11 protein-coding genes are annotated in these 11,465 nt (G+C 42.6%); 6 read left to right on the top strand and 5 right to left on the bottom strand.

The annotated features are described in order from the left end of the window. The first annotated feature begins 427 nt into the window (after positions 1-427). Positions 428-1,270: a tetratricopeptide repeat protein gene (locus RG963_RS15245; RefSeq protein ID WP_310577134.1), complete on the top strand. Its 843-nt coding sequence runs from the start codon at positions 428-430 to the stop codon at positions 1,268-1,270. Between the two features lie 139 nt (positions 1,271-1,409). Then, the gene (locus RG963_RS15240) at positions 1,410-1,919 is read left to right on the top strand and encodes a hypothetical protein (RefSeq protein ID WP_310577133.1); all 510 of its coding nucleotides are present in this window, start codon (positions 1,410-1,412) and stop codon (positions 1,917-1,919) included. A gap of 514 nt (positions 1,920-2,433) precedes the next feature. Here RG963_RS15240 and RG963_RS15235 read toward each other — a convergent pair. The 4 genes from RG963_RS15235 to RG963_RS15220 all read right to left on the bottom strand — a co-directional run bounded on the left by RG963_RS15235 (position 2,434) and on the right by RG963_RS15220 (position 6,774). After that, positions 2,434-3,783: an aminotransferase class III-fold pyridoxal phosphate-dependent enzyme gene (locus RG963_RS15235; protein ID WP_310577132.1), complete on the bottom strand. Its 1,350-nt coding sequence runs from the start codon at positions 3,781-3,783 to the stop codon at positions 2,434-2,436. Positions 3,784-3,862: 79 nt separating this feature from the next. After that, positions 3,863-5,341: an aldehyde dehydrogenase family protein gene (locus RG963_RS15230; RefSeq protein ID WP_310577131.1), complete on the bottom strand. Its 1,479-nt coding sequence runs from the start codon at positions 5,339-5,341 to the stop codon at positions 3,863-3,865. A gap of 382 nt (positions 5,342-5,723) precedes the next feature. Then, positions 5,724-6,107, bottom strand: coding sequence for a response regulator (locus RG963_RS15225; protein ID WP_310577130.1), 384 nt, complete (start codon positions 6,105-6,107; stop codon positions 5,724-5,726). A 508-nt stretch (positions 6,108-6,615) separates the two neighbouring features. Continuing rightward, positions 6,616-6,774 carry a hypothetical protein gene (locus RG963_RS15220; RefSeq protein ID WP_310577129.1) on the bottom strand — a complete coding sequence of 53 codons (159 nt, stop codon included), beginning with the start codon at positions 6,772-6,774 and terminating at the stop codon, positions 6,616-6,618. A 709-nt stretch (positions 6,775-7,483) separates the two neighbouring features. Here RG963_RS15220 and RG963_RS15215 point away from each other — a divergent pair. Then, complete coding sequence (locus RG963_RS15215) at positions 7,484-8,200, top strand: SDR family NAD(P)-dependent oxidoreductase (protein ID WP_310577128.1); 717 nt, start codon at positions 7,484-7,486, stop codon at positions 8,198-8,200. A gap of 48 nt (positions 8,201-8,248) precedes the next feature. Next, complete coding sequence (locus RG963_RS15210; protein WP_310577127.1) at positions 8,249-8,917, top strand: phosphoribosyltransferase; 669 nt, start codon at positions 8,249-8,251, stop codon at positions 8,915-8,917. Between the two features lie 126 nt (positions 8,918-9,043). Here the strand turns inward: RG963_RS15210 and RG963_RS15205 are convergent, their stop codons facing one another. After that, the gene (locus RG963_RS15205; protein ID WP_310577126.1) at positions 9,044-9,238 is read right to left on the bottom strand and encodes a hypothetical protein; all 195 of its coding nucleotides are present in this window, start codon (positions 9,236-9,238) and stop codon (positions 9,044-9,046) included. A 345-nt stretch (positions 9,239-9,583) separates the two neighbouring features. On the opposite strand from RG963_RS15205, the gene RG963_RS15200 reads away from it, so the two are divergent. Together RG963_RS15200 and RG963_RS15195 are read left to right on the top strand one after the other, a co-directional pair. Next, positions 9,584-10,612 (top strand): inorganic phosphate transporter, encoded by a 1,029-nt coding sequence (locus RG963_RS15200; protein ID WP_310577125.1) that lies wholly within the window; start codon positions 9,584-9,586, stop codon positions 10,610-10,612. Further along, complete coding sequence (locus tag RG963_RS15195) at positions 10,609-11,298, top strand: TIGR00153 family protein (protein ID WP_310577124.1); 690 nt, start codon at positions 10,609-10,611, stop codon at positions 11,296-11,298. The genes RG963_RS15200 and RG963_RS15195 overlap by 4 nt, the downstream gene beginning before the upstream one ends. Positions 11,299-11,465: the final 167 nt, after the last annotated feature.

The raw sequence follows: 11,465 nt of genomic DNA, 5'->3' as shown, positions 1-11,465 counted from the left end.
ATGACGAAGAAACTGAGTCTATTGATATTACTTTTGGTATTCCCAAAAACGGAAGATGGGACCTCAAACAATTTGTACTAAGCTTGATTGTTAATCAGCATGGGATACCTCTTTTTATGAATACTCATTCAGGAAATGCCTCAGACTTATGCACTTGAAAACCAAATAAAGTATAATAAACAATGAGATTTACATATACTTTGGACAGTTAAAGGTTTAATGCTATTGATTTTTCAGTTCAACTGTGTAAGTCCGGCTCTCTAGAATATCTATCTAACTCAGCTACAATAGGCTGAAAATAAATCCGTAAAAATAGATCAGGCCATTCAGTTCAAATAAATGGAGATCTTTATCTAAGAGGATTTCTACAGAGCCGTAAGTCCTAACTTATTTAAGACGTCAGCAAATGGCATAAAGAGGCAGAAAAATGGCAAAAATGGCAAATAAACTTAAAGAGCTTGACAGGTCAGCCGAGGAAAGCTACAACAAAGCCAGGATTTCCTTTCAGGTGGGCAGGTTCGAAGAAGCGCTTGCTGCGTATGGGGAAACTGATGAGGCCTGGAGAAAAATGGCAGACCTGCTTCTTGAAAAAGGGGAGGAGGATACCGGGAAAGAGTTTCTTGAAAAGGCTCAGAAGGCCAGGTCCTTTTACGGAATGTCTCTTTTTAAGCTTGAAAGATATGAAGAAGCCCTGGAGATTGTTGATGCTACCCTTGAAATTAAGCCTGACTGCCCTATCGAATGGTCAAACAGGGGTTTTGTGCTCTCAGCCCTGGGCAGGAGTGAAGAAGCCCTTGAAGCCTTTGAAAAAGCGCTCTTCTTTGATCCGGAATCCCCAAAAATCCTGACCAGTAAAGGGATAGTCTGTTTCAAAATTGGGCTTCTAAAAAAAGCTCTTGAGACTTTTGATGAAGCTCTGACAGCAGAACCCAAGAAAGCGTCTGACTGGACCTGCAAAGCCCCAAGGTTCAATTTCTTTTCCCGAAACAGAACCCCGGTAATGAGGCCTGACAATGCAGGTACATGGTACTGGAAAAGCAATGTGTTTCTGGAACTGGGGGAAAAAGAAAAGGCACTGGACGCCTGCAAACATGCCCTTGAGAGCGACCCCGACCACCTCGATTCTCTTCTGCAGGGAGGAAATTTGCTTTGCGAATTTGCCGAATACGGAGAGGCTTTCAAGTGCTATCTAAGGGCTCTGAAACTCAGCCCAAGGAATAAGGCTGCCAGAAAGGGAAAGGAATTTTGCGAAGCGAAGATTAACGCGTGAATACATAGGTGCAAGAAGGAGTGGAGGCGCAAAATAATGCAGGAATAAAGGGGTGGGAGAACTCCAAAAAGGAGATCGAAAAAAATGTATAAGATACCGAAAAAGGAGGTAAAAGCCCTCGTATAATTGATATACCATCGTGACAATTCATATTGCTATGAATAGCAGCAGTAAATCCGAGAATTCAACTTTATCTCCTCACCTTTCCGACAGTGTAGCCCATAAAAACCGGGAAAAAGCAATTGCAGGAAAGATCACTCCTACTTACGAATCCGCTACTTTTTCAAGACCTCCCCTTGACCAGTTAAACGGGATTCTGCCCGATTTCAACAGAAGACTCTCTCCGGAGCGAGACCTTGGGCTTTCTCCTCTCGGGCATTCCCGCCTGAGTCCTGAAACTCTTCCGAGGCTTGTTTCTAACGCATGCATGGGTATTGAAGCTGCTTTTCCTGAGACCGTGCCCGAAGCTACTGAGATTCCAAAAGGATTTGAGATAAAACCCGATCTTGCAGGAAGAACACTCACAGGGGCAAGAATAGGCTCTCTGGCTCTCAGCCCAGACCTTCCTATCGCACCTCTTGCGAGCAGGCTTGTAACTTTCAGGCAGGCCGAAGAAGGGCTGAAGGAATCTGAAAAGGACAGGAAATAAAGAATTTTGCAGATTTTTAATCAGGCTGACCCTGATTACTTTTTCTTTTTTTAAAACAAGCTATTGTATATTTTGTCGTCTTTGTATCGTATATAAATGATTAGCAGGAAAATCCGCAAAAAACGTTATTTAACCTGCTCAGCAGATATATTTCAGTGCAAAATTCATTTTTAGTGCGAAACTCATTTTTCGGGTGTACATCTGCAGAAAGCAAGTTACTTGTCAGTGATAGGATTAATTCTACCGGAACATCTCATAAAAGCCTTCAATTTATTCATATCGACACAAAACTCCTTTAGGTATTTATTATATTTTTTAAGTCAGTTCCATGCTTTTTCAATCTATTTGCCTTTTTTGAAGGTGCTGTGCAGAGTGACAAAAACGATCAATGATGGCCCTATTAAGTCCTCTCCTGTCGATTTTCAATCAAAAAATTCCAGCAGGTGTGGGTTAAGTAAAAGTTACACTTTATCCTATCTCTTTAGCTCGAATTTACCTTGCTGTTCGACCTGACTTAATTTCCTGCCTTTTTCAGAGCTTTTTCAAATTTTTCAAGCCCAAGGTCGACTTCTTCGTCTGTTATTACGAGGGGTGGAGAGAAGCGGATTACGGAATCCCCACAGGGCAGAAGCAGGATTCTTTCTTTAAAGGCTTCTCTGAGAATTTTATCTCTTCGAATGGGGTCTATGGATTTATCCGGTTTTATGATTTCGACGCCTATCATCAGGCCGAGGCCGCGTACGTCCCCGATGCAGGAAAAATTTTCCTGAAACTCCCTAAGCCGCTGCCTGATACTGGAACCAAGTTTCCTGACTCTATTTTCCGTATTTTCTTTTTCCAGAAATTCAAGGGAAGCGAGAGAGGCGGCTGAAGCCAGGAGATTTCCTCCGAAGGTATTTGAGTGGACACCGGAAGGCCAGTCCATAAGCTCACTGTCTGCAAGCATTGCGCCCATCGGGAGGCCTCCTCCAAGGGCTTTTGCAAGGCAGGAGATATCAGCCCTGACCTCAAAATTTTCCATGGCAAAGAAGGGGCCTGTCCTGAAACAGCCAGTCTGGACTTCATCGGCTACGAGGAGAATATTATTATCCGTGCAGATCCGTCTTACTTCTTTATGAAATTCAGGGGGAGGGACGATATAACCTCCTTCTCCCTGGATCGGTTCAATGAAAACGGCAGCTGTATCCTCTTGGCTCAGCTCCCGCCTGAAAATCAGGTTTTCGATCTCTTTTGCACACTCGATCCCGCAGGAAGGGTATTCGAGTTTCAGGGGACAGCGGTAGCAGTAGGCATAATGGGAATGAACCGTGCGGATAGAAGGGAAATGTTCCTTTTGCCTGACTTTTGAGCAGGTGAGGGAGAGGGAACCCAGGGTACGGCCGTGAAAGGAATTATAAAATGAGATAAGATTTTGCCGCTTTGTTTTCCAGAAGGCAAGCTTGATTGCAGCTTCTACTGCTTCGGTTCCGCTGTTGCAGTAAAAAACTTTCGAATAACCTGAGAGCTCTCTCAACTTTTTTGCAAGCTTCAAAGGGGGCTCGGCAAAAAAATCCCCATATCCGCAGTGGGCCATTTTTTCAAGCTGGGCTGAGATTGCAGCCTTAATCTCAGGGTTAGAGTAGCCTGCATTCATGACAGCAATCCCTGCAACTAGGTCGAGATATTCTCTTCCGTCTACATCCCGGATTACAGAACCCCTTGCCCTATCCACAACCAGGGGATACGGGCGGGCTTCGCAGGCAGACACAATATCACAATCCTGCCCGATAATTTCTCTGGCTTTCGGGCCAACAACATCAAGCAGTCCGAGTTCCTGTTCGAAAAAATCAAGATCTAATGCCTCATTTTCCCCTGGATATTCCATTCTTCTTGCCTGTTCAAATTTTTCAGGTTTCTCTTGATCCAGAATGAATTCCTCCTCAATCTCCTTCCCACTCTCAGTTTCATTCCGAATCTATCTGGGCTTTCTGCAGCCTGCCGCTATAGTCTATATATACGGCTTTTACCTCGGAAAACTCCCTGACGGCATCGGTCCCTGCTTCTCTGAAACCGTTTCCTGTCCCTTTCACGCCCCCAAATGGAAGATGAACCTCCGCACCTATCGTCGGAGCATTAACGTATGTAATCCCGGCGTCAATTTTCTCGATAGCCTTGAAAGCGTTTCCGACATTTCCGGTGTAGATTGCCGAAGAAAGCCCGTATTTGCTATTGTTAGCAGCCCATATTGCTTCTTTAAGGCTCGATACCGTGAGAATACTGAGTACTGGCCCGAAAATTTCTTCCTGTGCAATCCTCATTTCAGGCCTGACATCCGTAAATATAGTGGGCTCGAAGAAATAGCCAGGAAGGCCGGGGTCCAATCTGTTTCCCCCTAAAAGAAGAGTTGCCCCTTCTTCTTTTCCGATCCTCACATACCTTTCGATTTTCTCAAGCTGGGCTTTATTAATTACGGGCCCTATGTCTGTCTCAGGCAGGAGCCCGTCTCCTACCCTGAGGGCTTTTGCTTTTGCAAGCAGCCTTTTTATGAATTCTTCTTTTATTTTCTCGTGCAAAATCAGTCTGCTCGTAGCAGTACAGCGCTGGCCGGTGGTTCCAAAAGCTCCCCATAACACACCTTCAAGAGCCAGTTCAATGTCGGCATCATCCATAACAATTACCGGGTTTTTGCCTCCAAGTTCCAGAGAAACCCGTTTCATGGTTTTTGCACATTCTTCCATTATCCATTTTCCGGTATCAAGGCTGCCTGTAAAGGAAATAGCTCTGATGCGCGGATGCTGGACTACGGCTTTTCCGACAGTTCCTCCGGGCCCTGTTACTACGTTAATCACTTGCGGAGGCAGGCCTGCTTCAACCAGGATTTCTACAAGTTTGAGGGCAAGTAGAGGCGTGTCGCTTGCAGGCTTGAAAACTATTGCGTTTCCTGCTATAAGGGCAGGCATAATCTTCCAGGCTGGAATCGCAATTGGGAAATTCCAGGGCGTAATAAGGGCTACAACTCCTATAGGCCTCAGCATAGTCATGCAGAATTTTTCCTTGAGTTCGGAAGTCGTTGTTTCTCCAAACAGCCGCCTTCCTTCCCCTGCGGCGTAATATGTAATATCGATAGCTTCCTGCACATCTCCCCTGGTCTCAGGCAGCACCTTTCCCATCTCTTTTGTCATAAGGACAGCAAGTTCTTCCTTTCTTTCCCGTAAAATCCGAGCAGCCTTCAAGAGTACCTCGGCCCGCCGAGGAGCCGGTATTTCGCTCCAGATCAAAAACCCTGCTTCTGCAGCCTCAACTGCTCTGTCCACGTCTCCGATTCCAGCTACCTGTACTGTTGCAAGGCTTTCCAGAGTAGTCGGATTAATATCTTCAAAAGCCTCTCCGGTTGATGAATCGCTGAACTTTCCCTCTATAAACAGTTTGTACTCCTGCACCATAAAATCCCCTTAAAAACATGAATATATTAGGAGATAAATATATTCCAGAATCTTTTTTCGGGACTGCAATGGATAAAGTCGACTTCTTTACTGAGCAAAAACAGATTAAATATGTGTGACATAAGGCGCCGTAAAACGAAAAGAAAAATGCTCTGAGTTAGGGTTTTGAAGAATGAGAATTATATCAAAAGAGCCGGATCATATAAGAAAAGTAAACCATTCGTGAATATATGGGAAAAGAAAAGTAAACCATTCATGAATATATGGGAAAATGAAAAATATATGGAAGTCCGAATTAGCAAAAGCTATGACAAATATAAATAAATGCTCTGAATCTGGATAAACAGCTGCCACAAAGGTTAAAAGTTCTTCCTTTGTTTTTTTAGCATCCTGCACAATCGCTGACAATCTGCCAGATTCTCTTTGATAGTTCGGAATACTGAGCTTTTGGATCTCCTATTTTTTGAATAAAGGAATTTGCACCGTTTTCCATTGCCTTATCCATGATTTCTTCCTTTCCCACTCCCGTAAACAGGATGAAAGGGATATCAATTCTTTTATCACGGATAGTTCTCAGGAGCGTGATGCCATCCATAAAAGGCATATCATAGTCCGAAACTACCACATCATAGGAGTCTTCTTCCAACTTCAGGAGAGCTTCCCTTGCAGAGTCCACGGTATCTGAAATTATATCATGGAAGACTTCTAAGAATGCCTTTGATAACTCTAAAAACAAAGGGTCATCGTCTACAAGCAGTACTTTCATGGGGGTCTTCTCCGTAAGGTTATGGTTTTTGTAACCTTGTGAGGGAACTTTATGCCTCTTCCCGTCTCCCGGTAAGAGACAGTATTAGTTCAGCCATTTTTTTAGATTGTTAATGATAGTTCTCTCAATTAATATAAAAAGTTAACTTTCACATTTCAGGAGTAAAGTTTATTATTTATCTCCTGAATGGAACTTTTCTGATATTCAACCTGATATGCTCATGGCTTAAACAGTTATAGTGAACGCAGTTTATATTCCTACTTTAGAAATTATATCATGTATATCCCGGTATGTTAAAAAGATCCGATTAAGTAAGTGTGGCTTTCCCAGTTCACATTTATTGATTTCAAATTGGGCTCTCTGTTGTTTGGTGGTCTTGATTATGGGGAATATAGTTTATAATGTTAAGATTTCTACTGTGCCCACTATAATTTTTAATCGGGCAATAATTTTTATTAGGACACAATTTTTTGAATAATTAATTTAAAATAGTTTTCGCTAGTAGTAACTAGCGGTTAGGAACTAAATAGGGGCAATCCACTATACCAAAGACATTTCTAAGGGTTGCTGGTTCTTCGGTGGGAACCATTGCTGATGATATCAACACTATACCAACCAGCAACATTGTTAAAACAATCATGCCTGTTCCAATTTTATTAAGCTTCATATTTTTCTCCTAAAGTTATTTTTCCCTAGGAAGCACAATCAGGCAAGCTTAAATGTGCGCAAAGCTAACATAAATCAGGTTTCATATGATTTATTTTTAGAGAGTTTTGGTTATCGGGAAATGCTTCTGAACTCTCTAAATTTATTTTGCCTAACTCTTTATAAGTTTTCTGTGTGAACTTTCAATATTTCTTGATATATTGCGGTTTGCAATTAACTACTGCAGAAAAGGTTCCGGAACTTGTTTCGCCTGATTCAAGAGTAGTTTCCGGGAAAATAATCGAGATAGATGCTCTTTCAGTCCCTCAGCTCTGAGAGCTGAAAATCGAAGAACAGCGTATTCGGCAGGTCAAGCTGGACTTGAATATGTTTTGTTAACATCCTGTTTTCCGGAATTGTCCTTTTTCTTTTTTAGAACCGGAGAGACACTCCCTACTTGTATTTATAGGACTTACGCAGTTGAACGAATAAATCAATAACAGTAGACCTCTAACTGTATAAAACACTATGCCAGTTACAACGCCAAATGTGATTGATTTGTACTTCAAGTGCGTAAGTCCTAATTTATTATAAATCAACTTCGAATCTCTGGATTTAGACAACAAGAAAAAGATCAGGATCTAAGAGATCCTGATAAGGAATCCAATTTCAGAAACATTGCTTCCAAAGATATATCCTTTATACTGCTCGATGATTAATAAGGAGGCTTTATGAGACTGAAAGGTCAGATAGCCATTGTAACAGGTGGAGGAAGGGGAATTGGAAGGGCAATATGTCTGGCGCTCGCAAGAGAGGGAGCAAACATAGTAATCGTCTCAAGAACCGGAAAAGAGATTCGGGAAACTGCCAGGATGGTAGAAAAAGAAGGGAGAGGGGCTCTTGCTGTGAGAACCGACATCAGAAAAGAAGAAAAAGTCATAAACATGATCTCAGAGACGGTAAACGCTTTTGTAAGAATTGATATCCTCGTGAACAATGCAGGAGTAGCATACAGGAAATACCTGATAGATACCTCAACAGAAGAATATGATGAGATCATGGATACAAATTTAAAAGGCATGTTTTTCTGCACAAAGTATGCCCTGCACCATCTGCTTAAGAGGGGAGAAGGCAGGATCGTGAACATATCTTCAGGTGCAGGAAAGCATGGAATACCAATGCTTCCGATATACTGCGCTTCAAAATTCGCAGTTATCGGCTTTACTGAAGCCCTTGCTTACGAAACAGGGGGTGGACTTCAGGTGTATGCAGTCTGCCCTGCCGGGGTAGATACCAGCATGTATCACTCTATGTATTCGGATGAGCCTGTCCTCAAACCCGAAGACGTTGCCGGAAAGGTTCTGGAACTCTGTTTGCCTGAAACGAGTCTTCCATCCAGGCCCTTCAGTCGAAGTTTACAGGCGTCCTATCAAGGTTGTTTAATCTGACATTTTCACTGTCGAAAAGAGGAATAATCTTTGAATTTAAGGTGAACTATGTTCAAAAATCGTAAAGATGCAGGAGAGAAACTTGCAAGGGCTCTTGAGAGATACAGGGTAGAAAATCCTCTTATTCTCGCTATTCCACGCGGAGGGGTGGAGGTAGGGTTGCAAGTTGCAAAGAAGATGAATGCCGATTTTTCCCTCATTATTGCCAGGAAACTGCCTTTTCCGGATAACCCTGAAGCCGGATTTGGGGCAATAGCCGAGAACGGAAGTACTTTCGTTTTCGAAAATGCGCATTACTGGCTCGCAGGGGAAATAATCGAGCAAATAAAACAGCAGCAGATTGCCGAGATCGACAGGCGCGTAAAAGCTCTAAGAGGAGGAAATCCCCTGCCTGAGATTGCAAATCGGACCGTGATTCTCATCGACGACGGCATTGCAATGGGTTCTACAATGCGGGCAGCCATCGGACTCTGTAGAAACAGGCAAGCCGGAAAAATTGTGGTTGCTGTACCTGTGGCTGGAAAAGAGATTGCAGAACAGATTCGAAAACAGGTCGATGAGCTCGTGGTACTCGAGATTCCGATCTCATTCAGGGCTGTTGCTGAAGCTTACGAGAGATGGTATGACGTCTCGGACGAAGAAGTGCTCGACCTGCTCAGAGAAAGGATAAGGGAAAAAGAACTTAAGGATCAAAAATTTGATGGGCTCGAAACCTGAAAAATCCTACTTTTTAAATAGATCCGGAAGAAGAAAATAGATCCGGAAGACGAACATCAACAGTATAACTACAAAACTAAACCCTCTTGCAGTTAGTATTTTTTTACGTTAACTTTTCTGCCTTCTCTAAAGAAATTTCTGCAGCAGGCTTTTCAAAAGCTCTTCACAAATAACCAGATTATTAATATTTCCAGGCAGGTCAGGGAGTGCAAACCGAAGGTCAGAAACCATTTCAAATGTCTTCTCCAAGTATGCCCTCACATTCTTCTTGCCTTTGAGGGCACCTTTTACATATCTCTTCTGAAAGCTCGGAGAAGGCATACTCAGATAAAAACGTTACGTTATTTCTGAATAACAGAAAGTGTTTATTCTTATAGAATTTACCTCTTCTAGTTCACTTGGCAACCTTGCAGTTGCTGATGCGGAAAAAAGGATATATATATTAAAAATAGACACATATAGATCTATAGATTATATAGAGTGCCCCGAAATATATGGAAACTATAAAATATAATGAAATTGTCTGGAATCCATAAAGTTCTGAATTTAAAAAAGTGTTCTAGATAAAGAGTCATCACTAAAACTGAAAAATGTATCTTTTATAAAATGTGTATTTTATAGTAATTATAACAGTTTTGAAGTTTAAAATTTTTGGAGTAGGAAAAAATGGATCTACTTGTCATAGCGCTTATTTTAGCTGGCCTTTATATGGCCTGGAACATAGGGGCAAACGACCTTGCAAATGCTATGGGGACTTCGGTAGGAACAGGGGTTCTATCAATTAAACAGGTAATTGTTCTTGCTACTATCTTTGAGTTTCTAGGTGCTGTGCTCTTCGGGAAACGGGTTACCGAGACAATTGCAAATGGAATTGTTCCCATTGAGATTGTTGGCAGGGTCCACCCGGATATCGTGGCGCTTGGAATGCTGGCTGCGATTCTTGCAGCCGGCTTCTGGGTAACTCTTGCAACCTTGTATAACCTCCCAGTTTCAACCAGTCATTCCATCGTCGGTTCTGTTCTCGGCTTCGGGTTGATCGCAGCTTACGACGGAACCATCTCTTTTGCAGACATTCACTGGGGAGAACTTACGAGAATTATAGCAAGCTGGTTTATATCTCCGGCTCTTGGGGCTGTTTTTGCTTATCTGACTTTTTCTTTAATAAGAAAAATTTATCTTCATAGGGCTATAGACTTGCCTCTTGTTGAGAAAAAATTCATAACCTTACAGCTCATAACTGCCTGTTATATTGCATTTGCGCACGGGTCAAATGATGTGGCAAACGCTATCGGTCCTCTCTGTGCAGCACTCAGGGTTATAGGAGTAACAGGAACCGGAATCCCTATGTGGGTGCTTGTAATGGGAGGCCTCGGTATGGTAGTAGGAATGGCCACCTGGGGCTATAAAGTGGTTGAAACTATCGGTTCGAAGATTACAGAACTGACTCCAACACGTGGTTTTTCCGCAGAGTTTGCAACAGCCTCAGTGGTCCTGATCCACAGTTATAGTTCCCTTCCTATTTCGACTACCCACACGCTTGTCGGTTCCGTTGTAGGTGTAGGACTTGCAGGTGGGATTGCAGCCGTTGACCTGCGCGTGGTCTGGAGGATTATTTCTTCCTGGATAGCAACAGTTCCTATAGCCGCCCTTACATCGGCATTGATCTTTGTGGGGCTTAAGGTGATCTTTTTATGAAAGACTACATTCGTTCAGTCCTTGACGTTGTCAGTGAATCTCCCTTTGTCCCCCTGGAAAAACATGCTAAAAAAGGAGTGCTTGCAGTTGAAAAGCTGGCTGAAGCAATGGAAGCTTACTGTGCAGGAAATCAGGCTGTGCTGGAAGAAAGAACAGACGAAATTGACAAGCTTGAACATGATGCTGACAAACTCAAACAGAAAATAAGGGCAGGCATTCCCTCCTCAGTGAGGCTACAAGTTAATAAAAAGGATCTTCTTTCGTTCCTTAAGCAGCAGGATTCTATTGCTGACTTTGCCCAGGCGGCGGCCTACTGGATGACTCTTCGGCCCTGTAAGACCCTTCCTGAGGAAATTAAAGAAGGTTTTTTGGAATTGATGGCGACATCCCTGAAAACCACTCGGAAGTATGATGAGCTCGCAGGCGAGCTTTACAAGCTTCTTGCCACCTCTTTCAGCAAGGAAGAGATCCAGGAAACCATGTCCATTATTCCTGAGGTCGAAAAACTGGAACATGACGTGGACGTGCTTGAAACGGCCCTCTTAAAAATGATCTTCGAAAATGAAGACATTATCGGAGGTGCAGGCGTTTGCCATCTAATAGGGCTTGTTGAAAGAGTTGGAGGAGTTGCCGATAAGTCCGCAAGTGCCGCTGACCGCCTGAGAACGATGATTCTCAGAAGATAAATCTCTTCTAATCCTTACTTTTTTACCTTATTTTTTTAGTTTTTTAAATTAATACTTCTATCTTTATGATATGTGGATTTACCGAATGCTGTTTATTTATATAACGATGAATAAAATTTCAATTTTTAAATATTTATCTTGAGATCTTTCTCATTGTAATCAGAAAT

Origin of the sequence: Methanosarcina baikalica, assembly GCF_031461075.1 — an archaeon.
GTDB classification, from domain to species: Archaea; Halobacteriota; Methanosarcinia; order Methanosarcinales; family Methanosarcinaceae; genus Methanosarcina; species Methanosarcina baikalica.
Note: the sequence above shows the minus strand (reverse complement) of the source record. Positions and strands in the feature narration are given on the sequence as shown.

Bases quoted from the DNA above. Each gene is read 5' to 3' on its own strand.
- RG963_RS15210 (WP_310577127.1), top strand. From the start codon at position 8,249: ATGTTCAAAAATCGTAAAGATGCAGGAGAGAAACTTGCAAGGGCTCTT.
- RG963_RS15195 (WP_310577124.1), top strand. From the start codon at position 10,609: ATGAAAGACTACATTCGTTCAGTCCTTGACGTTGTCAGTGAATCTCCC.
- RG963_RS15220 (WP_310577129.1), bottom strand. From the start codon at position 6,774: ATGAAGCTTAATAAAATTGGAACAGGCATGATTGTTTTAACAATGTTG.
- RG963_RS15245 (WP_310577134.1), top strand. From the start codon at position 428: ATGGCAAAAATGGCAAATAAACTTAAAGAGCTTGACAGGTCAGCCGAG.
- RG963_RS15225 (WP_310577130.1), bottom strand. From the start codon at position 6,107: ATGAAAGTACTGCTTGTAGACGATGACCCTTTGTTTTTAGAGTTATCA.
- RG963_RS15230 (WP_310577131.1), bottom strand. From the start codon at position 5,341: ATGGTGCAGGAGTACAAACTGTTTATAGAGGGAAAGTTCAGCGATTCA.
- RG963_RS15215 (WP_310577128.1), top strand. From the start codon at position 7,484: ATGAGACTGAAAGGTCAGATAGCCATTGTAACAGGTGGAGGAAGGGGA.
- RG963_RS15235 (WP_310577132.1), bottom strand. From the start codon at position 3,783: ATGGAATATCCAGGGGAAAATGAGGCATTAGATCTTGATTTTTTCGAA.
- RG963_RS15205 (WP_310577126.1), bottom strand. From the start codon at position 9,238: ATGCCTTCTCCGAGCTTTCAGAAGAGATATGTAAAAGGTGCCCTCAAA.
- RG963_RS15200 (WP_310577125.1), top strand. From the start codon at position 9,584: ATGGATCTACTTGTCATAGCGCTTATTTTAGCTGGCCTTTATATGGCC.